The 21,245-nt window shown below is 54.5% G+C and carries 30 protein-coding genes; 13 read left to right on the plus strand and 17 right to left on the minus strand.

The window, feature by feature from the left end; genetic code table 11:
• Nucleotides 1-26: 26 nt before the first annotated feature.
• Nucleotides 27-1,460: a S41 family peptidase gene (locus tag ACQKLP_RS00500; protein ID WP_427319040.1), complete on the minus strand. Its 1,434-nt coding sequence runs from the start codon at nucleotides 1,458-1,460 to the stop codon at nucleotides 27-29.
• A 63-nt stretch (nucleotides 1,461-1,523) separates the two neighbouring features.
• A complete protein-coding gene (locus ACQKLP_RS00505; RefSeq protein WP_427319042.1) occupies nucleotides 1,524-2,159 on the minus strand; it encodes a DUF922 domain-containing protein in 636 nt (211 codons plus the stop codon).
• Nucleotides 2,160-2,278: 119 nt separating this feature from the next.
• Between ACQKLP_RS00505 and paaA the strand changes: the two genes are divergently transcribed.
• Genes paaA through nadD form a run of 5 tightly spaced genes read left to right on the plus strand, consistent with a single transcriptional unit; the run spans nucleotide 2,279 to nucleotide 5,519 of the window.
• Nucleotides 2,279-3,277 carry a 1,2-phenylacetyl-CoA epoxidase subunit PaaA gene (gene paaA / locus ACQKLP_RS00510; RefSeq protein ID WP_427319044.1) on the plus strand — a complete coding sequence of 333 codons (999 nt, stop codon included), beginning with the start codon at nucleotides 2,279-2,281 and terminating at the stop codon, nucleotides 3,275-3,277.
• Between the two features lie 19 nt (nucleotides 3,278-3,296).
• The gene (locus ACQKLP_RS00515) at nucleotides 3,297-3,683 is read left to right on the plus strand and encodes a hypothetical protein (protein ID WP_427319046.1); all 387 of its coding nucleotides are present in this window, start codon (nucleotides 3,297-3,299) and stop codon (nucleotides 3,681-3,683) included.
• Entirely contained in the window at nucleotides 3,670-4,434 is a 765-nt protein-coding gene (gene paaC, locus ACQKLP_RS00520; RefSeq protein WP_427319048.1) for a 1,2-phenylacetyl-CoA epoxidase subunit PaaC, read from the plus strand. The genes ACQKLP_RS00515 and paaC overlap by 14 nt, the downstream gene beginning before the upstream one ends.
• A 2-nt stretch (nucleotides 4,435-4,436) precedes the next feature.
• The gene (gene paaD, locus ACQKLP_RS00525; protein WP_427319050.1) at nucleotides 4,437-4,922 is read left to right on the plus strand and encodes a 1,2-phenylacetyl-CoA epoxidase subunit PaaD; all 486 of its coding nucleotides are present in this window, start codon (nucleotides 4,437-4,439) and stop codon (nucleotides 4,920-4,922) included.
• Between the two features lie 27 nt (nucleotides 4,923-4,949).
• Nucleotides 4,950-5,519 (plus strand): nicotinate (nicotinamide) nucleotide adenylyltransferase, encoded by a 570-nt coding sequence (nadD, locus tag ACQKLP_RS00530; protein ID WP_427319052.1) that lies wholly within the window; start codon nucleotides 4,950-4,952, stop codon nucleotides 5,517-5,519.
• A gap of 5 nt (nucleotides 5,520-5,524) precedes the next feature.
• On the opposite strand, the gene ACQKLP_RS00535 is transcribed toward nadD, so the two are convergent.
• Nucleotides 5,525-6,598, minus strand: coding sequence for an AI-2E family transporter (locus tag ACQKLP_RS00535; protein ID WP_427319054.1), 1,074 nt, complete (start codon nucleotides 6,596-6,598; stop codon nucleotides 5,525-5,527).
• Between the two features lie 212 nt (nucleotides 6,599-6,810).
• Between ACQKLP_RS00535 and ACQKLP_RS00540 the strand changes: the two genes are divergently transcribed.
• The 3 genes from ACQKLP_RS00540 to ACQKLP_RS00550 are packed head-to-tail and all read left to right on the plus strand — an operon-like array spanning nucleotide 6,811 to nucleotide 7,824.
• Nucleotides 6,811-7,005 (plus strand): YtxH domain-containing protein, encoded by a 195-nt coding sequence (locus ACQKLP_RS00540; protein ID WP_126249386.1) that lies wholly within the window; start codon nucleotides 6,811-6,813, stop codon nucleotides 7,003-7,005.
• Nucleotides 7,006-7,030: 25 nt separating this feature from the next.
• Nucleotides 7,031-7,441 (plus strand): hypothetical protein, encoded by a 411-nt coding sequence (locus ACQKLP_RS00545; protein WP_427319056.1) that lies wholly within the window; start codon nucleotides 7,031-7,033, stop codon nucleotides 7,439-7,441.
• A gap of 17 nt (nucleotides 7,442-7,458) precedes the next feature.
• Nucleotides 7,459-7,824 carry a hypothetical protein gene (locus ACQKLP_RS00550; protein WP_341842106.1) on the plus strand — a complete coding sequence of 122 codons (366 nt, stop codon included), beginning with the start codon at nucleotides 7,459-7,461 and terminating at the stop codon, nucleotides 7,822-7,824.
• A gap of 49 nt (nucleotides 7,825-7,873) precedes the next feature.
• On the opposite strand, the gene ACQKLP_RS00555 is transcribed toward ACQKLP_RS00550, so the two are convergent.
• A complete protein-coding gene (locus ACQKLP_RS00555) occupies nucleotides 7,874-8,899 on the minus strand; it encodes a radical SAM/SPASM domain-containing protein (RefSeq protein WP_427319058.1) in 1,026 nt (341 codons plus the stop codon).
• A gap of 122 nt (nucleotides 8,900-9,021) precedes the next feature.
• On the opposite strand from ACQKLP_RS00555, the gene ACQKLP_RS00560 reads away from it, so the two are divergent.
• Together ACQKLP_RS00560 and ACQKLP_RS00565 are read left to right on the plus strand one after the other, a co-directional pair.
• A complete protein-coding gene (locus ACQKLP_RS00560; RefSeq protein ID WP_427319061.1) occupies nucleotides 9,022-9,789 on the plus strand; it encodes a glycoside hydrolase family 25 protein in 768 nt (255 codons plus the stop codon).
• Between the two features lie 9 nt (nucleotides 9,790-9,798).
• Entirely contained in the window at nucleotides 9,799-10,050 is a 252-nt protein-coding gene (locus ACQKLP_RS00565; protein WP_427319063.1) for a hypothetical protein, read from the plus strand.
• A gap of 4 nt (nucleotides 10,051-10,054) precedes the next feature.
• On the opposite strand, the gene ACQKLP_RS00570 is transcribed toward ACQKLP_RS00565, so the two are convergent.
• Both ACQKLP_RS00570 and ACQKLP_RS00575 read right to left on the minus strand, forming a co-directional pair.
• Nucleotides 10,055-10,606, minus strand: coding sequence for a CAP domain-containing protein (locus ACQKLP_RS00570; RefSeq protein ID WP_427319065.1), 552 nt, complete (start codon nucleotides 10,604-10,606; stop codon nucleotides 10,055-10,057).
• 201 nt (nucleotides 10,607-10,807) lie between these two features.
• A complete protein-coding gene (locus ACQKLP_RS00575) occupies nucleotides 10,808-11,359 on the minus strand; it encodes a CAP domain-containing protein (RefSeq protein ID WP_427319067.1) in 552 nt (183 codons plus the stop codon).
• A gap of 605 nt (nucleotides 11,360-11,964) precedes the next feature.
• Between ACQKLP_RS00575 and ACQKLP_RS00580 the strand changes: the two genes are divergently transcribed.
• The 3 genes from ACQKLP_RS00580 (at nucleotide 11,965) to ACQKLP_RS00590 (ending at nucleotide 13,547) form a co-directional block, all read left to right on the plus strand.
• On the plus strand, nucleotides 11,965-12,570 hold the full coding sequence (locus ACQKLP_RS00580; RefSeq protein WP_427319069.1) for a YiiX family permuted papain-like enzyme: 606 nt from the start codon (nucleotides 11,965-11,967) through the stop codon (nucleotides 12,568-12,570).
• Between the two features lie 51 nt (nucleotides 12,571-12,621).
• Nucleotides 12,622-13,329, plus strand: a complete 708-nt coding sequence (locus ACQKLP_RS00585; protein ID WP_427319071.1) for a DUF4377 domain-containing protein — start codon at nucleotides 12,622-12,624, stop codon at nucleotides 13,327-13,329.
• An 86-nt stretch (nucleotides 13,330-13,415) separates the two neighbouring features.
• Nucleotides 13,416-13,547 carry a hypothetical protein gene (locus tag ACQKLP_RS00590; RefSeq protein ID WP_262707091.1) on the plus strand — a complete coding sequence of 44 codons (132 nt, stop codon included), beginning with the start codon at nucleotides 13,416-13,418 and terminating at the stop codon, nucleotides 13,545-13,547.
• Between the two features lie 89 nt (nucleotides 13,548-13,636).
• On the opposite strand, the gene ACQKLP_RS00595 is transcribed toward ACQKLP_RS00590, so the two are convergent.
• The 11 genes from ACQKLP_RS00595 to ACQKLP_RS00645 all read right to left on the minus strand — a co-directional run bounded on the left by ACQKLP_RS00595 (nucleotide 13,637) and on the right by ACQKLP_RS00645 (nucleotide 21,124).
• Nucleotides 13,637-14,782 (minus strand): BamA/TamA family outer membrane protein, encoded by a 1,146-nt coding sequence (locus ACQKLP_RS00595; protein ID WP_427319073.1) that lies wholly within the window; start codon nucleotides 14,780-14,782, stop codon nucleotides 13,637-13,639.
• Between the two features lie 45 nt (nucleotides 14,783-14,827).
• Nucleotides 14,828-15,301: a hypothetical protein gene (locus ACQKLP_RS00600; protein WP_427319075.1), complete on the minus strand. Its 474-nt coding sequence runs from the start codon at nucleotides 15,299-15,301 to the stop codon at nucleotides 14,828-14,830.
• Entirely contained in the window at nucleotides 15,298-15,762 is a 465-nt protein-coding gene (locus ACQKLP_RS00605; protein WP_427319077.1) for a hypothetical protein, read from the minus strand. The genes ACQKLP_RS00600 and ACQKLP_RS00605 overlap by 4 nt, the downstream gene beginning before the upstream one ends.
• The gene (locus tag ACQKLP_RS00610; RefSeq protein ID WP_427319078.1) at nucleotides 15,759-16,253 is read right to left on the minus strand and encodes a hypothetical protein; all 495 of its coding nucleotides are present in this window, start codon (nucleotides 16,251-16,253) and stop codon (nucleotides 15,759-15,761) included. Before ACQKLP_RS00610 ends, ACQKLP_RS00605 begins: the two co-directional genes overlap by 4 nt.
• Nucleotides 16,250-16,720, minus strand: a complete 471-nt coding sequence (locus ACQKLP_RS00615) for a hypothetical protein (RefSeq protein WP_427319080.1) — start codon at nucleotides 16,718-16,720, stop codon at nucleotides 16,250-16,252. The genes ACQKLP_RS00610 and ACQKLP_RS00615 overlap by 4 nt, the downstream gene beginning before the upstream one ends.
• Before the next feature lies 1 nt (nucleotide 16,721).
• Nucleotides 16,722-17,186 (minus strand): hypothetical protein, encoded by a 465-nt coding sequence (locus tag ACQKLP_RS00620; RefSeq protein ID WP_427319082.1) that lies wholly within the window; start codon nucleotides 17,184-17,186, stop codon nucleotides 16,722-16,724.
• A 74-nt stretch (nucleotides 17,187-17,260) separates the two neighbouring features.
• Complete coding sequence (locus tag ACQKLP_RS00625) at nucleotides 17,261-17,695, minus strand: hypothetical protein (RefSeq protein WP_427319084.1); 435 nt, start codon at nucleotides 17,693-17,695, stop codon at nucleotides 17,261-17,263.
• Nucleotides 17,696-17,761: 66 nt separating this feature from the next.
• Complete coding sequence (locus tag ACQKLP_RS00630) at nucleotides 17,762-18,238, minus strand: hypothetical protein (protein WP_427319086.1); 477 nt, start codon at nucleotides 18,236-18,238, stop codon at nucleotides 17,762-17,764.
• A gap of 99 nt (nucleotides 18,239-18,337) precedes the next feature.
• Entirely contained in the window at nucleotides 18,338-19,024 is a 687-nt protein-coding gene (locus ACQKLP_RS00635) for an NUDIX hydrolase (RefSeq protein WP_427319088.1), read from the minus strand.
• A gap of 70 nt (nucleotides 19,025-19,094) precedes the next feature.
• Entirely contained in the window at nucleotides 19,095-19,478 is a 384-nt protein-coding gene (locus ACQKLP_RS00640; protein ID WP_427319090.1) for a hypothetical protein, read from the minus strand.
• Between the two features lie 23 nt (nucleotides 19,479-19,501).
• Nucleotides 19,502-21,124: a M20/M25/M40 family metallo-hydrolase gene (locus ACQKLP_RS00645; protein ID WP_427319092.1), complete on the minus strand. Its 1,623-nt coding sequence runs from the start codon at nucleotides 21,122-21,124 to the stop codon at nucleotides 19,502-19,504.
• Nucleotides 21,125-21,245: the final 121 nt, after the last annotated feature.

Genomic DNA, 21,245 nt, shown 5'->3' on the forward strand with positions numbered 1-21,245 from the left:
GGGCGCCTTTTTTTATGAGGGAAATGTTAGTTCCGTTTCGGGAGCGGATCGATGAAGTGGCCGCTGTAGGCTTTGAAGCTCCGGCTCGTCGCGATTTTGTCGATCACCGTACGATAGCCTTCCGGCGCGGCTTTGCGGCCGGCGGGCGCATGCCCGAGCACGCGGGTAAGGGCTTTTGCAAGTAACGGTTCGTGGATATCGCCGAGGGTGCCGAGGCGCAAACCTTCCTGGTAAACATCCTGCGGCAGCGGGCGGAAGCCGCCGGTATAATCGCTCTGGTCGGCGGAGTTGAACGCCTGCGAAACGATGGGTTGCATGCCCCATTTGTTGTTCCGGTCGTTTTCTTCGTAGATCGAGATGGAGCCGAGGTTTTTACCCACCGTGGTGTCTCCCATCAGATACACTTCCATATAAGGCCGGAGACCGTTGATGATCAGCTCGCTGGCGGATGCGGTACCAGATGACGTGAGCACGATGAAATTCGTCAGCTGGTTGCCGATATTGTTGGCCTCGTTCGTGAATTTCGACGTGACGATGGATTCGCCGTAAGCTTTGATGAGCGCATCGCGGTATGCGTCGTTGAACTTGCGGTAGAAGAACGTTTTATTCGGATCGAGCCCTTTGACGATGTTGCTGCCCAGGTTGATCGTGGAACGGGAATCGCCGCCGGGGTTGTAGCGCAGGTCGAGGATGAGGTGCTGCACGCCGGCGCTTTTGAACCGGCCGAACACGGCATCCACCTGGTTGTCGTACGCATTGGTATTATCGCCTTTGTCCGGCGCGAAGAAATTATACACGAAATACCCGATCTTCTTCCCTTCGATGGTATACACGGAATCGAGGTACAGCGGGTTTTCCGCCAGTTCCACGACAGACAGCTGCACGGCGCGGGCATCGGTCAGACTGTCTTTCCCGTCTGACCCCGTTACCACTTTGCGGATGCCCAGGCTGTGGGGTTGGCCGAGCGCCTCCACGAACTTGGTCACTTCCGATTGGAGGCCAGTATACCGGACGGGCTGGCCGTTGATATCGACGAAAACATCGCCCCGCACGATCCCCGCCGCTTCGGCCGGGCTTCCCTTCTTCACATATTCCACGATCCCCGCGAGGTAATACGGGTTACCGCCTACGAGGAAAAGATCGTAATCGATCCCCGATTCCTTCGACACGCCGGAAAGGCTCGCCAGCAGCTCTTCGAAATTATCCTGTATCCAGGAGTACCGGTCTTCCGGGCGCTTCAGCAACGAACTGAAAAACTCCGGCGGCGAAACGGTCCTGTCGGGATTGGCGGGGATGTTGCCGGTCCAGTAATAGACCTCCTTCATGTTCTTGTAAATCCAGTCGTTCACATATTTGTTCTGGTTGGCGGATCCCGGGTCGTCGGTTTTCCGGTCTTTTTTGCAGGCTGAAAGTGCGATACCTGCCGCGAGGCAGGCACAGAGCGTCTGGAGCTTGGTCATAAGTTGGGTTGATGGGTGATATGCATAAAGATACGGAAACGGCGCGGAAGCGTTACCGCCGGCTCAGGGAAGTTGGGCGGGAATAACGCCTTCTTCGCGGAGAGCGCTGTGGATGCGCTGTTGCCAGCGAGCTTCGGCGAGGCCGTCGGCACCGTGGTGCGCTTCGTCGTCGAACGCTTCCTGGAGCTGGTTCATTTCCCGGAAAGATTCGAGGTATTCGTATTGGATACGGCTGTCGTGGTCGTCGATCGTCAGCGGCATGGACAGTACTTTTTTCCGGAACCGTTCCGCTACGAGGCGGGTGATGTCGAAATGCAGCTGTTCGTGGACGAGGATGTGCCGGGACGGGGGCTGCATGCGTGTCCAGGAGGCGGAGCGGACCCAGAACACCTGGAGCACGAGGCGGACTTCGAGGGTGTCGCGGAAGCGGCGGGTGGAGCCGTCGAACCCGAAGCTGGTGAAACTGACGGCGTCTGACCGGGCTCCGATGCCCGGGGACCCGCGGAAATCTTCGGCGGTGGCGTGGCGCTGGTGGTAGAAAAGTGTGTCGGACGAAGGGTCCAGCGGCCGCTGTTCCTCCGTGAATACGACCTTCAGCACTTCCGGCGGGCCCGGCGGGCCCGCCGGCGCGGGAGCGTCGGGAGGCGGAGGCCAGGCGGCCCAGCCTGCGAGGAGGAAAAGGGCGGAAAAAGGGCGCATATTCCTTAAAGTTCGCAAATCAATTTGACTTCAAAAAATCCGGAAATCCGCTACGGGAAAGGAAATTGGTGGGTTCTGGGGAAATCAGTAATTTACGGTAGACCAAAACAATCACCATTATGTACGGTGGAGGATACATTTTCGACGAACCGAACAAACGGCAGTTGAAGGAAGAGCAATTGCACGACGACCCCGTTAAGCTGGCCGAATTCGAATCCCGCATCGCAAGGGGGGAAAAGATCGAACCGGGCGACTGGATGCCTTCGGAATACAGGCGGCAGCTCATCCGGCTCATCGAGCAGCACGCGCATTCCGAGATCATCGGCGCGCTGCCCGAGGGCACCTGGATCACCCGGGCGCCGGGCTTCAAGCGGAAGCTGGCGCTCATCGCCAAAGTGCAGGACGAGATCGGCCATGGCCAGTTGCTGTACAACGCCGCCGAAACCCTCGGCAAAAGCCGCGAAGCCATGATCAACGACCTGCTGAGCGGAAAATCCAAATATTCGAACGTTTTCAATTATCCGGCGGAAACCTGGGCGGATGTGACCGTGATCGGTTTCCTCATCGACGCGGCCGCCATCGTGAACCAGGTGGCCAACGCGAAGGGGTCTTACGGCCCGTATTGCCGCGCCCTGGAGCGCATCTGCTACGAAGAAAGCTTCCATCTCAAACAGGGGCACGATGCGTTTATCGAACTGGCGACCGGCACGCCGGCGCAGAAACAGATGCTGCAAAACGCGCTGGACCGCTGGTGGCAGCCCATCATGCACTTTTTCGGCCCGCCGGACAAGGCGTCTGTCCACAGCCAGAAACTCATGGAATGGAAAGTGAAAATGGCGAGCAACGACGATATGCGGAACCAGTTCCTCGACATGTACGTTCCCAAGATCCGCGAACTGGGCATGACGTTGCCCGATCCGGAACTGAAGAAAGACGAAGCCACGGGGAAATGGAGCTATACGGATCCCGACTGGGACCTTTTCAAGAAAGTCATCAACGGCGGCGGCCCCTGCAACGCGGAGCGCCTGCAGGTGCGCCAGTGGGCGGAAGAGCATGGGCGATGGGTGCGCAAGGCGCTCATGAACCCGAACGCCGCGAAAGTAGCCCCCGTTGCCTAATTCACACAACCGCACAACTATGGACCAACCACATCATTCTTTAGACCCCCGCGTGAACCGGCTGCAACTCCCCGAGTCCGGGGAACCGGTGGAAGTGAAGGAAGGCGAAAACTGGAATTCGTTCGAAGTGTTCCACCAGGAAAAGCGCGGCGCGCACCACGAGCACGTTGGCTGCGTGCATGCCCCCAACGCCCAGCTGGCCCTCGTTTTCGCCAAAGAACAGTTCGCCCGGCGGAAGAAATGCGTCAACCTCTGGGTGGTGCGCAGTTCCGATATCCTGGCGTTCAATGCCGAAGACGAAGACATGTTCGCCAACAACGCCGAAAAGACCTACCGCGATGCCAGCGGATTCAAGGTGATGGAAAAAATCAACCAGTTCAAAAAATCCACGAATGACAAAAAATGACGCCCTCGCCCGGATGCTCACCGCCATGGCCGACGATGCCTTGATCCAGGGGCACCGCAACTCGGAATGGACGGGCCTCGGGCCCATCATGGAGGAAGACATCGCTTTCTCGTCCATGGCGCAGGACAAGATCGGTCACGCATGGGCGTTGTACCGGATTCTCCAGGAAGACCTCGGCGGCCAGGACCCCGACGCATTCGCGTTCCTCCGCAACGAAAAAGATTACAAATGCTGCCACTTCGTGGAGCATCCCAACGGGGAATACGACTTCAGCCTCATGCGCCATTTCCTGTTCGACCATGCGGAGGCCATCCGCTACCAGCAACTGCGCAACAGCTCGTTTGCGCCGCTGCGCCCGCTGGCCGAAAAACTGAAAGGCGAAATCAAATACCACACCCTCCACGCCAACGCCTGGATCACGCAGCTTTGCCGCGCCGGCGAAGAAAGCTACGCCCGCATGCAATCCGCCCTCAACACCTGCTTCCCCCTCGCCCTCGGCATTTTTGAGCCGGACGAAGCCGCCGAAGCGATCTTGATGGCCGAAGGCGTTTATCCCGGGGAAAAGCAGTTGAAGGAAATGTGGATAGACCGGATCTATAACCTCTGCGCAGCCGCAGGCCTCAACCTCCCGGCGGAAGATGCCGTAACGCCCGTCTATGGCGGCCGGAAAGGATATCATACCGAATATTTACAACCCCTGCTGGAAGAAATGGGCGCCGTTTTCCGCTCAGACCCGCAGGCCATTTGGTAATTATGACGATCAGTGAATCAGATATTTATAAAGCCCTCGAGGAGGTGATGGACCCGGAAATCCCCGTGTTGTCCGTCATCGACCTGGGCATGATCACCGGGGTGAGCCTGGAGGAAGCAGGGGTCCGTGTGAAGATGGTCCCTACTTTCTCCGCCTGCCCCGCGGTAGATTATATCAAACAGAACATCCGTACCGCGCTGGAAAAGGCGCTTGATACGAAAGTGACGGTGGAGATCGACCGGGAAGCTACCTGGAACAGCGACCGCATGGCCGCCGGGGCGCATGAAAAGCTGAAGAACTTCGGGATCGCGCCGCCGCAGATGCGGCAGGGGGAAGAAAATGCAGAGATCGAGCTGCACACGGCCTGTCCGCATTGCGACTCGGAAAACACCTATCTCCGCTCCCCATTCGGCTCTACGTTGTGCCGGGCCATTCATTATTGCAGGAATTGCGGATATGTTTTCGAGCATTTCAAACCGCTCGGGTAAAATGGCATTTTCTTGTATATTGCCGGTATGAAAATCGGTTTATACTTCGGGTCCTTCAATCCCGTGCACACCGGCCATATGATCATCGCCAATTACATGGCGTACAATACGGACCTGGACAAGGTTTGGATGGTGGTGTCTCCCCACAATCCCCTGAAGGAATCCGCATCCCTGCTGAACGAGCATCACCGGCTGCATCTTACCGAGATGGCGGTAGACGGTGAGCAGAAACTGCGCGTTACCAACATCGAGTTCACGCTCCCGCGGCCTTCCTTCACCATCGATACCCTCACCTATCTCACCGAAAAATTCCCCACGCAGCAATTCGCCGTGATCATGGGGAGCGATAGTTTCCAGAATATTCCGCGGTGGAAGAATTACCGGCAGCTGCTCGATAATTACGAGATATATATCTATAACCGGCCCGGCCACCCGGTCACGGATACTTTCGGCGGCCACTGCAAGATCGTGGACGCGCCGATGCTGGATTTATCGAGCAGCCGGATCAGGGCGCTCATTAAAGAAGGAAAAAGCGCCCGGTACATGGTGCCGGACGCTGTGTGGAAATATATCCAGGAGAATAATTACTATAAATAAACGGGCTATTCCTCTTTCTTCATCACTTTCTCTTTCGTGTGATGCGATTTCACGATTTTCACTTCGCGCTTCTTGACGAGATACTCGTTGGAATAGATGCGGATGAGGACGATAAAGAGCGAGATGAGCAGCGGCCCGAAGATCAATCCCACGAAACCGAATAAGCTCACCCCGATGATCACGCCGAAGATGGTGATGAGCGGATGCACGTCCCCGATCCTTTTGGCGAGCAGCATGCGGAAGAGATTATCGCAGGTACCTACCACCCCGAATCCGTATACCAGCACGGCGATACCCTGCCAGGTGTTGCCGATGGCGAGGAGATAAATCCCCATCGGAACGTAGACGGCCGCCGCACCGATCACGGGGAGCATGGCCGTGAAGCTCGTTACCACGAACCAGAATACCGGCTCCGGCACCCCGAACAGCAAATACCCGATCAAAGACACGACACCCTGAATGAGCGCGATAAGCGGAATGCCGATGGCGTTGCTTACGACCATATTCTTCATTTCGCTGGCGAGCAGTTCCACGTTCTCGTCTTTGAGCGGAATGTATTCGTACAGGGCTTCTTCCATTTCCCGTGCGTTCACCAGCATGAAATACAAAATAAAGTACATGATGGCCACGGCCGTGAGCGTGTTGAACGTAGCACCGAGGAATCCCGGCAGCACATTGGTGATATATTCCTGCAATTTGGCGAGCCGCCCGTCTGCCATGACATTGATCCCCGTAGCGGATTCCAGTTGCTGGTTCATGCCTTTCAGGCCGGCGATGAGCTCAGACGAGTGGCTGATGGCCCAGCCGATCTTGGAAGTGAGCATGTTGACGAGGAGGCCGATGGGCAGCAGGAATACGAGGAAAGATAGTACCATGATGACGGTGGCGGCGAGGGGGCGTTTCCATTTCCGGGATTCCACGAGGCGGAACATCCAGCGGCGCGAGAGCACGTAGAGGGTCACGGCGCCGAGGAACCCGGGGAAAAATGCATACAGTTCCTTGAACAGGATGATGCCAAGGAAGGCGATGATCAGGAGGAAAACGATCTGTTTCAGCCGGTCGTTGTCGATGTAACTCATATATTATCGGGGGTGTTTTTCAAACCTACGGCATTTTGGCAGTACTGCAAAGTCTGCCGCCGTGGGGAATTAAGCAATAATAATGCTGATTTAACCAAATTGCCGGTTGGTGTGAACAATTGTGGAACAAATTTTGTAACCTTAAAGCAAATTGGAGCATAGGCACCCCAGCTCCATGGAACCCGATTTCTTCACTAAAAAACGCTTAGACCATGAGCAGAAATTCAAAAGCAGTCGTTTCATTCATCGTGGGCGCCGCCGTGGGCGTGGCCGTGGGTTATTTCCTCAATTCCGACAAGAAAGAGGAATGGGTAGGTAAACTGAAATACCAGGCAGACAAGCTGAAGGATAAATTCCGCAACAAAAAGCAACAGCTCGAAGACGCCCTCGAAAACGAATTAACCTAAGCCCCAGCGCTTAAAAAAACTTTGCATGGAAGATAACTTTTCCAACTACTTCTCGGAAACCGGCAAGGTGGCCAAGGATTACCTTGAGACCCGGCTGGCAATTATCAAACTGCAGGCTGCAGGAAAGCTGTCAAAAGCGATGGGATTGTTCTTCTCGCTCATCATGGCTTTCCTGCTGTTTTTCTTCGTAGTCGTATTTCTCGGGATGGTACTGGGCTTTTGGATCGGCGAAAAGACCGGGAGCATGACCCTCGGGTTTTCCTGCGCGGCAGGCGCATTCGTGCTCCTGTTCGTCGTATTGCTCGTTGCCCGCAAATCCCTCATCCAGCGCCCGCTCGCCAATATGCTGGCGGCCGAACTGGTTGAAGAGATCGAAGAAATGGAAGAACGCGCGGAAGAAAGAAGAGAAGCAAGAAAACAGGCCGCGAATGATTAATCACTACTCCCTCCACCATGGCGAAAATTAAAATCAAAGACATCGAAATGCTCGACCGTGAGGTGGAACGCCTCAAACGCAGGAGCCGCCGGCTGGAAGAAGAGCTGGGCGCACGGGCAGACCATCTGCGCGATAATTACCGCTCCATGGCCATGAACGCCGTAGTGCCCGGTATCGCCAACAGCGGATTCCTGGGCGTGGTGGGCGGCATCGCCAAAACGGCCTTCAAATCCGGCGCCGGCAAATCGATGCTGAACAGCGTGCTCATCGGCGCGCTCGAGTTCATCGGCGTAAAGCTGGGCATTAAGCTGGTAGACAAAATCCGGAACAGAAGACACCGGAGAAAAAGAAATTCGGCAGATCCCGAGGCCGACGGGGAATAATTTCCCCGCCCCTATGCCCGACGTTCCCCTTTCCATTTTTATGTGAGGATCAGCCCCAGACCTGGGTGCCCTCGCTGCAGTTCGCGCAAATATCGATATGCTTCCTGCCCTTGATGATCTGGGTGCGGAAGTTGACGTATTGCTCGTTGTGCCAGAGGGTCTTGAAATCCGTCTGCTTCAGGTCGCCGAGGCGGTGCGTGGCGTCTTTGTCGAAACAACAGGGCACCACCAGGCCGTCCCAGGTAATAACGGGCGAATGCCAGAGGCGCCAGCAATGGTCTTCCATCTTGTTTTTGATGGTATAAGTGCCGTCGTCGTTCTTTTTGTAGCGGGAATATTTATCGATCGTGGGGATAAGGCGGTTGCCTTCTTCATAATCGTACACCTGGGCGGTTTTGAACCGCACTTCATCCACCCCTACTTCCGCCGCCAGCTTTTTCACTTCTTCGATCTGGTGCTCGTTGGGCTTCACGACGAGGAACTGGAAAAACACGAAAGGCTTTTTGGAATTCAGTTCCTTTTTCCATTTCACGATATTCTTCGCCCCGGCGATCACCTTGTCCAGATGCCCGCCCACCCGGTATTGCGTGTATACGTCCTGGGTAGTGCCGTCGATGGAAATGATGAGCCTGTCCAGCCCGGATTCCACCGTTTTTTTCGCGTTCGCGTCGGTCAGATAATGGGCGTTGGTGGAGGTGGCGGTATATATTCCTTTGGAAGACGCGTATTTTACCATGTCGAGGAACGCGGTGTTGAGGTACGGTTCTCCCTGGAAATAGAAGATGAGGTACATGAGGTCTTTGTGCAGCTCGTCTATCGTTTGCCGGAAAAACTGGTTGTCGAGCATACCGGTGGGGCGGGTAAAGGCCCTGAGCCCGCTGGGGCATTCCGGACAGCGGAGGTTGCACGAAGTGGTGGGCTCGAAGGAGATCGAGATGGGATAGCCCCATTGGATGGGCTTCCTGCGCAATTTGCTATAATAAAAGCTGCCCAGTACTTTCCCGGCGTTCCAGGCTCTGCGGAGCGTGAACTTGGACAGGAAATTGAGCGCGTCGTTGATATTCGGTTTCGGCATAATAGGGGCCCGTTTGGCCGATAAAAATACGACAACCAAACGGCTTTCATGCAAGCTTGCGAAAATTGACCTATACTTGCTGCTGATTTTTCAAGGAACAACCGATAAGAATATCCCAAACATTGGCTAAAAAGAACCGGAAGCGCCTGCGCGCGTTTTTCCTGATCGTCTCGATACTGACGCTGGCCGCTACCGCCGGCGTATGGTGGCTCCTCCGGCAGCAAGGGCCCGCAAACTTCGTGAGGTACGAAGAATTCGGGATAGACATTCCCGTCAATTACTCGGTCCACGGCATCGATATCTCCAAGTTCCAGGGGAACGTGAACTGGCGCGCCGTAAAGCAGATGGAAGTCGATAACATCAAGATCTCTTTCGCATTCATCAAAGCCACCGAAGGCATCACCCGGCAAGACGCTACCTTCCGCCGCAACTGGGAAAAAGCCCGCGATGCCGGCGTCATCCGCGGCGCCTATCACTTCTTCTACTCCACCCGCGACCCCCTCAAGCAAGCGATCAACTTTAAAAATGTGGTCCAGCTGGAGTCGGGAGATCTGCCCCCGGTGCTCGACATCGAGGTGCACAATAACCAGTCGCCCGCCGTGATCCGCAGCACGGCCCGCATCTGGCTCGAGGAAATGGAAAAGGCCTATGGCGTAAAACCGATCATCTATACCAATATCCACTTTTACGAAACGTATCTCGGCAAGGAATTCGACGATTACCCGCTCTGGGTGGCGCATTATTACCAGAAGGAACGGCCGCGGAGCGCCCGCAACTGGGTGTTCTGGCAGCATTCCGACATCGGGAGGGTGAACGGGATCCGGACGATGGTGGATTTCAACGTATTCCGCGGCGACAGTGCCGCGCTGCGAAAACTCTGCATTCCGTAACTTTAATACATGGAAGACGATTCCCGCAATCAGTTCGACTGGCAGTTGATGAAGTTCCTTATCAAGATCATGAGGACCGTTTTCTACGGTATGTTCTGGCTGATGATCAATATTTTTTTCGGGTTGTACCTGGGATGGGCAGACCCGGAAGTATCTACCCCGCTGCTCATGGGCATATTCTACACCTGGCTGGTGCTGAGTGCCGCTGGGTTCGTGTACCTGCTGTGGCGCATGTGGCGGAAAAAGATGCCGCCGCCATGATGGGCTAGCGGCCGGCGGGCGCGGCAAAAACCTGCGTCCAGAGGTCGGCGGTGCGGCCCACGCCCATTTCCCGGAAATTGGCGCTCATGAGGTTTTTGCAGTGGCCGGGGCTGTTCAGCCAACCGTTCACGACTTCCGCTTCGGACTTGGGGCCGGAAGCGATATTTTCTCCCCACCAGTTATAGTTGTAACCGGCTGCGGTGATGCGCTGAGCAGGCGTAGCGCCGGTCGGGCTATTGTGTGAAAAGTATTGGCGGTCGAGCATGTCTTTACTATGCTTGGCTGCGGCGAGCTCCAGCAGGGTGTTCCAGGCCACGGGCGAAACCGGGGGCATCCAGGTGTCTCCGCATTGGCAGCCTTTGGCGCGTGCGGAATTGACGAGCTGGAGCACGAGGTCTTTGTTCGCGCGGTTTTCGACCACTACGGCCGTGGGCGGATCGCCGGGCTTTCCGGGCCCGGGGGCTTCCGGCTGCACGGCAACGTCTTTGGAGCAGGCGGTCAGCAACAGGCATGCCGCGGCATATACAGGTATATAACGGACCCGTTTCGGTAACATAATTTCCCAGTTTGAATGGTTCGGTACTGGGCTTTTAATAGGAGGAGGTTAAAGCACGTTGGCTTTTTCAGAGGAAGGGCTAAAAATCAAACAGGACCCAAAAATACATCCTCCCCTGCAAATCCATGCAAAAATTATGTTAACGAAATTAATAAATTAATAATCAGTGCGCTATGACGGAAAACCTGTATATGAACGCGGTTATTTGGCGGACTTGGGCACTGCCAGTTCCTGGCTCCAGAAATTGCCGACCTTTGCCACGCCCATCTCGGTGAACCGCGGGTTCATGAGCACTTTACAATGCGTTACACTATTGAACCATCCATTCACCACGGTTTGTTCGGTGAGCTTTCCCAGTGCGATGTTTTCGCCCCAGGCAGCCCAGGTGTAACCCATGCTGGAGATGCGGTAGCCGGCCATCTGGCCTTCGCGGTCCTGGTGGCTGAAGTAATTGAAATCCTTCATGTCTTTACTGTGCAGGTAGGCGGCGCGCTCCAGTGCCCTGTTCCAGGAAATGGGCGGCGCTGCGGCCATGAAAGTATCGCCGCAATTGCAGCCCCTGGAACGGACATCGTTCACGAGACTGAGCAGTAAGGCTGCGTTCACGGGATTGTTCATGGCGAACGTCGTGTCTTTGACCGGGATCGGAGGCGGTGGTGTGATCGTTTCCAACGGTTCTTTCGTGCATGCCGCCACCAATAGGCATAGCAGCAACGCTCCCGCCAATGCAGGATGCATCATGTGTCTTGACATAGTCTGATAATGGTTTACGTCGTCAAAAAAAGCTGGCTTCTCGGGATGCGGTCAAAAATCACCACAAGGGATCCGGTTAAGGGAAAGTAGGCGCGAATCCGGGTTAATAACTTCGAACGCAAAATTACTGCTGATTGTGAGAAATCTCACATCAGCGCCCGTAAAAAAATTGTTAACGAATTGATTGTTAATGAGATGTAAAGATGATCCTTTCGGCCATACGGTATAGGTCTTTCAATGTCGCATAGGTATTTCCGGTTATCTTTCGTTCTGGAAAACAAACATATAATTTAATTATTAAGTGTAATTGTACGAATTTGAATTATTGAAAATGTTAAAGTTGGGAGGGGATGGAAGATCGTGTAGGGATGGACGTATTTTTATCGTTGTGAATATGGCTGTAATATGGAATTTGTTGAAGCAGAGCGGTGACGGGGCCCGGTTGTTAATGCGCGTTGAAGACGGTACGCCGGCGGATGAAAACCGGCGCCGCGGTTTCCGGAGTGCCCGGCGCAAATGCACCCCCATCGTGATTTCCGGGAATTCCGGCTTCACCCTTTCTCTTTAATTTCACTCCAAATCCGGCCATTAAAAAAATATCCCGTATGCATTTCTTCCGCCTGCTGATCCTTGCCGCGCTCCTGCCCGGAAGCCCCGCTTCCGCACAGCAAAACCTCCGCGAAGGCGATATCGTTTTCCAGGACAGCCAATCCCCGCAATGCGAAGCCATCCGCCGCGCCACGCATTCCCCCTGGTCGCACTGCGGCATGCTCTACCGCGCAGACAACGGCGCCTGGATGGTCCTCGAAGCCGTTCAGCCCGTCAGCGTCACCACCCTCGAACTGTGGAAACGCCGCAACAAGCATCGTTTCGCCGTCAAACGCCTCAAAAACAGCAAAAGCATCCTCACCGCCAATGTCATAGATCGAATGAAATCGCATGGAGAAACCTACCTCGGCAAGCCCTACGATATCTATTTCAACTGGTCGGACGCGGAAATCTATTGCTCCGAGCTCGTCTGGAAAATATACCACGCCGTGGGCATCGACCTCTGCGAACTGAAGCCCCTCCGATCCTACGACCTCTCCCATCCCATCGTGAAAGCCACGATGGAAAAGCGTTACGGGAAAAACGCGCCGTTGAGCGAAAAGATGGTTTCCCCCGGCGATCTGTTCAACAGCAGCCTGCTGGAATCCGTTCCCACCCAATAAAATCACTCAACCCAAACCGCTTTCCGTTGTTATTTGCATAAAATCAGTTGCATGAAAACACACATCATCCTGTTCATGGCTGGCGCACTGGCCATGTCGGCCTGTCAGAACAGCAGTAAGCCACCGGCGGCCGACTCTACGGCTACGGCGGCCACCAGTGTGGTTTTGGACGGATATTACGAAGCCAGTATGCCCGCCGCCTCCTCGCCCGGCCGCCTCGTTGGCCTCACGTTGCGGCCTGCCAACGACGCGCAGATGACCACCGACTATATGAACTTCACCCCCGAAATCGTGCAAATGGGCAACTGGAGCACGCTCGACAGCGGGAAGGTCCTCATCACGCTCGTGACCGTCGGCAGCGGCAATCCGAAAAAAGATTCGCTCCTCTTCCGGCAAGACGGTGAATCGCTCGTGTACCTGGGGGCAGATTACGGGACGGACGGGCTCACGCTCACGAAGAAAGCCGCTCCCGCGCCCGCTGCCAAAGAATTGCTGGTGTGGGTGAAATCGGAAGGGGAATGTGAAAACGGCCCGGGATTCGGCAAAGTGAAATGTTACGACGTACAATACGGCGACCGCCTGCAGGACGATCCCGCATCCTGGGAAAAACTCATGGGCGAAATCGAAGGTTTCAAATTCGAGAAAGGGAATGTATACCAGCTGAAAGTGAGCCGCATCCCCCACGATCCGCCGCGGCAAGACGTAGGCGCGTATGCGTACAAGCTTGTGGAAACCGTGAAAAAAGAGAAAGCGAAATAGCTGATTCTCGTCATAAACGCCGCCCGAAATTTTTAAAACCGGGGAATATGCCCTAACTTGCCGTCGAAATCTTAAAACTGTATATCATGTTGATGACTGTTTTCCTTAATTCCTTTTACGAGATCGGTAATAAGATCGGCCATTTTGGCGCGTGGTTTTTCATCATCCTGTTTGGTCTGATGTTCCTGTATGCGATGGTGAAATACGTGAAACCGTAATTCCCCGAAGAATCAAAACGCTACATACAAAAAGGCAGCTTCCGATGAGGAGGCTGCCTTTTTTATTCGCATAATATCCTGATAATCAGTTAAAAAGCTTCCGCGATCGACAGGTAGAAGCCGCCTTGCCGCTTCTCTCCCGCGCGTTTTTCGCCGATCCCATAGTCGAGACGCACGGTGAGCCGGGAGGTTTTGTCGTAGAACCAGCGGATGCCGGCGCCGTAGTTCGGTTTGGGATTGATATCGATATTGCGGTTGGAGAAAACGGTGCCCGCTCCCGCAAAACCCGCCAGCGCAAAGGTGGGATGCATGTCTACGAACCAGAACTTGATCCGGATCCCCGGGTCGAGGAAATACCGGTATTCCGCCTGCGCGGCGATGTAGTTTTTGTCGCGGTACCGCCCGGTATAATATCCCCGCATGATATTATCGTTCCCCATTTCTCCCATCATGTAAAAAGGCACATCGCCCTGGGTAGACACGGCGTAGCCGTTGAGGCCCAGCGTACTTTTTCTGGACAGGGGAATGAAGTGGCTGGCCTTGCCCTCGAGGCGCCAGAGGCTCCGGGTACTGATGAATTGCGGCGCCCAGGAGATGTTCACGCGAACGAAGGAGCCTTTGGTCGTATAGTTCTGGTTATCACGGTTGTCGAATATCGCGGTGGCGCCGATGAACGTATAGTATCCGCCTTCTTTGTCGATCAGGTTAGACACGGGGTACACGCCCTTCGGGTCATCGGAATCGTATGTATCGTGTTGGAACAGCAGCGACATCCCGGCGTAGAAGTGCCGGGAAACGCGGCGTTCCGCTTCGGCAGACACCTTATACCGGCGGTTGCCGACCAGGCTGCGGTTATCGTAATGGGTGGTATCGCCGATCCCGAAAAAATACATGGGGAAATCGTGGTACCGGAAATTGGTGCGGATATGCCAGAGGTTGTCGCGCGTCCAGTTTTCGAAGCGGAGGTCGAGTTTGAACTGGCTGTTGGTGGTGAAGGTGGAAAGGAGGCTGGCCGTGGAGTTGCGGGTGGTAGGCGCCGGGTTCTTTTTGTCGCCGTAATAGCTGTACAGCGCCACTACACCGAATTCCAGTCCTTTTTCGGGGGAATATCCCAGGATGGGGACGGGCAGGAAGGATCGCCTTCTTGCGGCCAGTAGCGAATCTATCGGGGCATCCTGGGCCTGGAGGCCGGAAGCCAGTAAGCACAATGACAGGGCAAAAACAACTTTACGCATAGGCCCGCAAGATGCAAAAAAATCGGACACCGCGGCGCAATTGCGTTATTGTACGGGGGCGGGGCTTTTTTTGCCGCGGATGAACCCGGCGGTGAGGTTCACGAGAAATGCCACTTGTCCGAGAACGAAAATGAGGACTACTGCAAGCGTGAGCATATTGATGGAATTGAAGCGATCGAACCCGGCTTCCTGCCGGTAATAACTCATCTGGAAATCCGCCGAAAGAAAGTATAGCAAAACCGGGATCATCCCAAAACTCAGTAGATGGAAGTATTTCAATACGGCCCACTGCCGGAAATTCCTCGTCAGAAAATAAACCACCGCGGTGAAAGCAAGCGGAATGGCCAGTAGCATGCACAGGTGTGAAATTGCGATCACATAATAAGTGTCATGCAGGTGGATGTCGATCGATTGGTTGGTATCCAATGGGAAGAGCGCAGCCGTAGCCAGGACCAGCGCCAGCAGGATAAGGATAACCTCCGGCCGAAGGAACCTCCGGAAAACATTCGGCTTTTTCATGCAAGTGTTTTTTTACCCCGGATGAACCCGGCAATGATATTTACGATGAAAGCAACCTGCCCTATAAAAACGAAAATCGCTGCCGGCAAAATCAACACATCCACCATCGCCTGGTACGCTTCCCATCTATGCCGGCTGGCGAGATCGGGAAAAACATAAGACTCCTCCGGCATATCGCCCACCGATGCCGCCCAATGAAACATCAACACCGGGAAAATGACCAAACTCGCCACATGGAAATACTGCAAACCACTCCACTGCCGGAATCCCCGCGTAAAATAATACATCGCAGCAAATACAAACAACACCAAAGGCCATAGCAGCGTCGGTTCCGGCCAGATACCGAAGTAATCGTATCCCAGGGAGGAATTAATACCATAGACCACCAACCAGAAAACGGTCATCAACGTGATCAACCCCTCCGGTCGCAAAAACCACCGGAAAGAGAAAGGAAGTTTCATGCTACGACTTTTTTACCGCGTACAAATCCCGCAATGAAATTTACGATAAAAACAACTTGCCCCGCGATGATGAAAACCCCGATGGGCTTTATGGCGGAATCAAGGAACGCGTTGTACCGGTTTACCTGCCGGATCCATTCCTCCTGCATCGGCTTATCCGGGAAACTGGAAAATTCATACAAGATCGTACTTAATCTTGGTGACCATAAATAAACCAGCGCTGGTATAGCGAACAGACTGGCGATATGGATACCCGCCAGCAGCGGCCATTGGCGGTATTTCCGCGTAAAATGATACAGCCCGGCGAAAACCAGGAACACCACCGGCATCAGGATCATTTCTCCCGGCCAGAAAATCGGGATTGCACAGAAAATGCTCATGTCATACCCGAACCCGGTAATCATCACATGCACCCAGGCCCAGAAAACCGCCATCAACACCAGCAACCCCTCCGGCCGCAAAAACCACCGGAAATTGAAACGAACTTTCATGCATTGAATGTAACGTCTTTCACATAGGATGCCGCCAGTTTCACCAGATAAATTATCCGTCCAACTACGAATGCCGCGAAAACCGCCATCAGCAAGGCATTCAGCAACGTCTTATAGAATTCCGTTCCCGCGATGTAACACGAAGGATTCCCCGTAAAATACGTCACACGATAAATTGACGCCACCTTATATGTAATTAACGGCACCGCCAACACGCTCACAAAACACACATACGGCATCAGCCCCCTTTCCGGGAACCGCCGCGCCAGCCAGAACGCCCCCGCAAACAGCAGCGCCACCACAGAAAAAGGTGCATACCAGCTGTCGAAAACGATCGTGGTCACATAATCGGAGGTATCTCCCCGGAGGCGGAGCCCATGGCTTTCGAGGCTCCAGTGTTTCACCTGGAAAAGGGCCGCCAGTAAGGAAAGTAGCGCCTCCGGCCGGAGGAGTCGATTCAACTTCAAACTATACATGTTGGAAATTTTTTCTGCCGCGCATAAATCCGGCAACCACGTTCACAACGAACGCGAGCTGCCCCATCACGAGGATTATCGTCAAAATACCGATCCACATTTCTGTGGCCGGACTGTAATAAAAAACAACGGGATTGCCGGGATAGGGAACGTCCATCAACCGGTCGCCCAGCCAAATGATCAGGGGAATGGCCAGGTAGCTGACCACATGGAAATACTGCAGCGCCGGCCATTGGCGGTAACGCCGGGTAAAACGGTAAACCGCCGCCATAACGAGCAGCACTACCGCCCCGAAACGCGGCCACAGCGCGGGTGGGAGGTAAAAACTGCTGTCGTGGTAACCAACTGGGCTACCGTCGAGCACACGTACGAGATCGATGATGAAAAGGAAGAACGCCATGCAAATCAATAGCGTTTCCGGACGGAGATACCGGGAAATTTTGTTCAGGCGGTTCATAGGCATCGCAAAAATAGGGAAACGCGATCGCCTGAACGTTCAACCACCCCTCCAAAGTTTTCACAGTGGAAAAATCATGCGGCCGGCCTCGCGCCCACAAAAACGCCGATCGAGATATGCGCGAAGAAAGCAAGATGCCCCGCCAGCAGGAAGTACTCCGAAAAGCACTGCAAACCATGGGAAAGCGGGCCCATGCTGACTCCCGGCACGTCGCCGGACACTTCGATCACCCACATCGCCATGGCAAAAAAGTACATCGACGCCACGTGGATGTGCGACAGCCAGGGCCAGCACAACAACCGGGTTACCAGCCTGTACACAATCGTTTCGCCGATCAGCACCACGACCATATAAATATAAACGTGTGGCCAGTACCAGTGAGTGCCCCAATCAGTGATATACGCTTCCCGCGAAGCGAAAAAATTTCCCCAGGCGAAGCAAGCCAGGGCCAGCAGTAATAATTGGATGTGCGGACGGAAGAAAAACGGAAGGTTGCGAGCGGTACGCATGAATAGGGATTTAAATCGTATTGTCATAAAGTTACGGCGCTCGTCACAATTCTCCACTGAGCATGGTCATCGTTTCACCTGATTTGCCCTCCGCCGGGCCCTTATCGCCCGTTGGCGGCGCTGGTAATAGAAAACGACGCCCCACCAGATGAACATCGGCACGTTCGATACAAGAAATAACAGATTGAACACCAGCATACTCCAACGTCCCGGAACAGAAAACTCAGCCTTTATCACAAGCGTAAAGCTTATCGCCCGCATACCGGCATACCAATACGGTAATCTCAGCGCCCAGGAAGGTATGTAATTGGCCTTGCGGTCGAGGTACAAAATATGGGTCCAGACACCGAGCCAAATCACGATCAGCCATAAGTTGTTTATTACCGCCGGGCCAGGCTCATACAACGGAGAATACCCGAAGATGAAAAAGTGAAATAGGAACAAGGTCATCAATATCCCGGTCAATACATAAGGACGAGGCATTTTCGGCACGTTTCCTTTGGTTTTGGCGTTTTTCCTTGAAACCCGCTGCAGGCAAGGCATCAATAACTATTTACGTAAATCATACACAAAACAACGATATTTCGAAAGATCGTAATTTTTAATTTGTGTATAAAACCATTTAAATTGATTGTAAATGCATTATGAGAAAATCTCCACTGGCGATCCGCTTTCCTTCAATTCCCGGAATTTGTCGCGGTTGAAGCTGTATAATTGAGCGGGGCGCCCCTGCAAAGGGTGCTTCAATTTCTCCGGACGGGCAGCCAGCAACCCGAGCCCGTTGATCTTTTTCTGGAAATTCCGGCGGTCGACCGACCGGTCGTACACCCATTCGTACAACTTCTCCAACTCCGAAACCGGGAACTTTTCGTCGAGCATCTCGAACGCCAGCGGTTCGGTATGCAACCGTACCCGCAGATGCTCGATAGCCGCCGCAACGATCTCCGCGTGGTCGAACGCCGTAACGGGCAACTCGCGGACGGGATACCACTTCGCTTCCTTCGTTCCCATTCCCAACACGATCTTGCTGGCCGAATGGCGGATAAGCGCCAGGTGCGCCACGCAAAGCACCCGCCCGCGGGGATCGCGTTCCGGATGGCCCCAGGTGCTCATTTGTTCGAGGTAATTGGCCTTCAGGCCGGTTTCGTCTTTCAGTTCGCGATGCACGCAAGCCTCCAAAGCCTCATCGTTATGAACGAATCCGCCCGGCAGGCCCCATTTGAATATGTGCGGCGGGATGGTCCGCTTGGTAAGAAGCACCATCATGCCTTCTTTGGATGAGTACCGGAGCACGACGGCCTCCGCCGTCACACGGATGTGTTGATGCATGGTCAGGGATTAGGATATTCTAAGGATTAATAAGTCGGCTACTGTCTGTTACTGTCTGTCTCGAGGGATTTTACTGTCCGGTCACGTATTGCCGTACCTGCGACGTGCCCTTGTGAAGGTTCACGAAGAAGGGATTCTTCTGCGGATCGAAAACGATGATCGCGTTGGATTCCCACGCATTTTGCACGGCCGGCAGCACGATCTCCACCTGCAGGCCGTTGGCCCGGCGGAACATCAGACTGTCTTTCTCGATGAATTTGGCGGCAAACCCCTTCCCTTCCAGGAATTGAACGATACTGTCTTTGGCGATCTTCACCGCACTGTCCTGCATCGGTTGCTGGCGCAGCACATAACATTTTTCCCCGATCACCTGGTAATTGGAAGTATCCGTCCGCTCACGAACCGGGTTACACGCAATTGCCAGCAGGGCCGCGGCCATAATTAAATAACGCATGGCGCAAGTTATAAATAAAGGATTTAAAATTGGATGTCAAATACTTTCTCTTCGGACCCGCGTTTCACCTTCACCGAGGTTTTATCGCCTTTCTTGAAAGTGCCGAGCGCCTTGGTATAGCTCATGGCATCGGTCACGGCGTAATCCCCAAGCCGAACGATCACATCTCCCGCTTCCACACCTGCGGCCTTGGCGGGTTTCCCATCCCTGACGGATTCCACTTTCGCACCGCCCTTGAACGTATAGTCGAGCATAACGCCCAAAGTCACCGTGAACCCGGTCCCTGACATCGGCGGCGGATCACTGGTGCGGGTGAACGCCAGTTTCGGGCGGCCGTTCGTTTTTTCGACGATGCCGTATACGAGTTTCACGATGGTCAGTTCCCCGTCGAAATTGATTTTTTCGGTATCGTCGCCGGGTTTATGGTAATCGCCATGGGTGCCGGTGAAGAAAAACAGCACGGGCACGTTTTTCAGGTAGAACGAAGCATGGTCGGAAGGCCCCAGTCCGGAGGAGTCGTAACTCACCTTCAGCCCTTTCGGTACCGCACCCGGCACCACTTCGCCCCAAACGGGCGAGGTGCCGTATCCGCCGATCTGCAACCCTTTTTCCGCAGAAAGCCGGCCTACCATGTCCATATTCAGCATGAAATTCACCTGCTGCATGGGAACGGGCCCTTTTTCCGCGAAATATTTACTGCCGAAAAGCCCCAGCTCCTCGCCCGAAAAGGCGACGAAGGCGTAATTGGCATTTTTGAGTTTGGATTCCTTCAGCAACCGCGCCACTTCCAGGAGCGCGGCCGTCCCGGAAGCGTTGTCGTCTGCGCCGTTATGCACCACTTTTTCATTGGGCGCGAGGGAGTTATGGTCTTCCCCGTATCCCAGATGGTCATAATGTGCGCCGATGACTACGGTGGCCGGTGCGCCGTTGTCGATAAAGCCGACCACGTTGGTGCCCGTGCGTTTGGACGGCACCAGGTCTGCCTCCAGCTCGATCTGGAAACCGTTGGCATCGTCGGCCGAGAGGGTTTTGCTCCCTTCCTCCCCTACCCAGATCGCCGGGATGGCGAGGGTTTCGTGGGGAAGGTCGAGCCAGCTGCTGACCGTTTGCAGGTCTTCGCCGCCGTTGAAGAACACGATGCCGGTGGCGCCGCTCTCCCTGGCTTCTTTGGTCTTTTTAATATAGAAATCCAGCGGAGCGCCGTGGGGGTTTATTTCATCTTTCGCATCTTTTACATTGATGAGCCATACGTTATCGACCTCGTTCACCCCCGGCAGCACCTCGCCTTTGGCGCTTTTGCGGGCGGAAAACGGCAGGGGAAGGAACTGGTCGCCGGCTTTGAGGGCCTGGCTGTTGATGGAAAAGCGCGCCTTGGGCCCGGATTCCAGTCCTTCGCGGACGAGGAACGGTTGCAGGAACCCGTCGGTCCCTTTCGGGCTGAGCCCGATCGCCTGCATCTGGCCGGCGATATAGGTGGCGGCGAGCTGTTCGCCCGGGGTGCCGGTCCGGCGGCCTTCGAGCTTGTCGGAGGCGAGGTAGGCTACATGCGCCTGGAGGTTGCCGAGCGTTTTCTTGTCGGCTTTTTTCTGGGGGTAGGCCGTGAGGGCCATACCCGCCAGGGGCAGGATGAGATAAAGCTTTTTCACTCCGGGGGGATTTTGGGGCAAAAATAAGACGAATAGCCGGGATGAACTCATTATTTATCATGGGATTGTCTGACGGGAAGCGTCCGATTGTCCAATCCATAAATTATGTACTAAATTTGCC

It is taken from the genome of Chitinophaga sp. NPDC101104 (assembly GCF_050277495.1).
Lineage (GTDB): Bacteria > Bacteroidota > Bacteroidia > Chitinophagales > Chitinophagaceae > Chitinophaga.

Coding starts and splice junctions, on each gene's coding strand:
- ACQKLP_RS00500 (WP_427319040.1), bottom strand. CDS start 1,460: ATGACCAAGCTCCAGACGCTCTGTGCCTGCCTCGCGGCAGGTATCGCA.
- ACQKLP_RS00505 (WP_427319042.1), bottom strand. CDS start 2,159: ATGCGCCCTTTTTCCGCCCTTTTCCTCCTCGCAGGCTGGGCCGCCTGG.
- paaA (WP_427319044.1), top strand. CDS start 2,279: ATGTACGGTGGAGGATACATTTTCGACGAACCGAACAAACGGCAGTTG.
- ACQKLP_RS00515 (WP_427319046.1), top strand. CDS start 3,297: ATGGACCAACCACATCATTCTTTAGACCCCCGCGTGAACCGGCTGCAA.
- paaC (WP_427319048.1), top strand. CDS start 3,670: ATGACAAAAAATGACGCCCTCGCCCGGATGCTCACCGCCATGGCCGAC.
- paaD (WP_427319050.1), top strand. CDS start 4,437: ATGACGATCAGTGAATCAGATATTTATAAAGCCCTCGAGGAGGTGATG.
- nadD (WP_427319052.1), top strand. CDS start 4,950: ATGAAAATCGGTTTATACTTCGGGTCCTTCAATCCCGTGCACACCGGC.
- ACQKLP_RS00535 (WP_427319054.1), bottom strand. CDS start 6,598: ATGAGTTACATCGACAACGACCGGCTGAAACAGATCGTTTTCCTCCTG.
- ACQKLP_RS00540 (WP_126249386.1), top strand. CDS start 6,811: ATGAGCAGAAATTCAAAAGCAGTCGTTTCATTCATCGTGGGCGCCGCC.
- ACQKLP_RS00545 (WP_427319056.1), top strand. CDS start 7,031: ATGGAAGATAACTTTTCCAACTACTTCTCGGAAACCGGCAAGGTGGCC.
- ACQKLP_RS00550 (WP_341842106.1), top strand. CDS start 7,459: ATGGCGAAAATTAAAATCAAAGACATCGAAATGCTCGACCGTGAGGTG.
- ACQKLP_RS00555 (WP_427319058.1), bottom strand. CDS start 8,899: ATGCCGAAACCGAATATCAACGACGCGCTCAATTTCCTGTCCAAGTTC.
- ACQKLP_RS00565 (WP_427319063.1), top strand. CDS start 9,799: ATGGAAGACGATTCCCGCAATCAGTTCGACTGGCAGTTGATGAAGTTC.
- ACQKLP_RS00570 (WP_427319065.1), bottom strand. CDS start 10,606: ATGTTACCGAAACGGGTCCGTTATATACCTGTATATGCCGCGGCATGC.
- ACQKLP_RS00575 (WP_427319067.1), bottom strand. CDS start 11,359: ATGTCAAGACACATGATGCATCCTGCATTGGCGGGAGCGTTGCTGCTA.
- ACQKLP_RS00580 (WP_427319069.1), top strand. CDS start 11,965: ATGCATTTCTTCCGCCTGCTGATCCTTGCCGCGCTCCTGCCCGGAAGC.
- ACQKLP_RS00585 (WP_427319071.1), top strand. CDS start 12,622: ATGAAAACACACATCATCCTGTTCATGGCTGGCGCACTGGCCATGTCG.
- ACQKLP_RS00590 (WP_262707091.1), top strand. CDS start 13,416: ATGTTGATGACTGTTTTCCTTAATTCCTTTTACGAGATCGGTAATAAG.
- ACQKLP_RS00595 (WP_427319073.1), bottom strand. CDS start 14,782: ATGCGTAAAGTTGTTTTTGCCCTGTCATTGTGCTTACTGGCTTCCGGC.
- ACQKLP_RS00600 (WP_427319075.1), bottom strand. CDS start 15,301: ATGAAAAAGCCGAATGTTTTCCGGAGGTTCCTTCGGCCGGAGGTTATC.
- ACQKLP_RS00605 (WP_427319077.1), bottom strand. CDS start 15,762: ATGAAACTTCCTTTCTCTTTCCGGTGGTTTTTGCGACCGGAGGGGTTG.
- ACQKLP_RS00610 (WP_427319078.1), bottom strand. CDS start 16,253: ATGAAAGTTCGTTTCAATTTCCGGTGGTTTTTGCGGCCGGAGGGGTTG.
- ACQKLP_RS00620 (WP_427319082.1), bottom strand. CDS start 17,186: ATGAACCGCCTGAACAAAATTTCCCGGTATCTCCGTCCGGAAACGCTA.
- ACQKLP_RS00625 (WP_427319084.1), bottom strand. CDS start 17,695: ATGCGTACCGCTCGCAACCTTCCGTTTTTCTTCCGTCCGCACATCCAA.
- ACQKLP_RS00630 (WP_427319086.1), bottom strand. CDS start 18,238: ATGCCTTGCCTGCAGCGGGTTTCAAGGAAAAACGCCAAAACCAAAGGA.
- ACQKLP_RS00635 (WP_427319088.1), bottom strand. CDS start 19,024: ATGCATCAACACATCCGTGTGACGGCGGAGGCCGTCGTGCTCCGGTAC.
- ACQKLP_RS00640 (WP_427319090.1), bottom strand. CDS start 19,478: ATGCGTTATTTAATTATGGCCGCGGCCCTGCTGGCAATTGCGTGTAAC.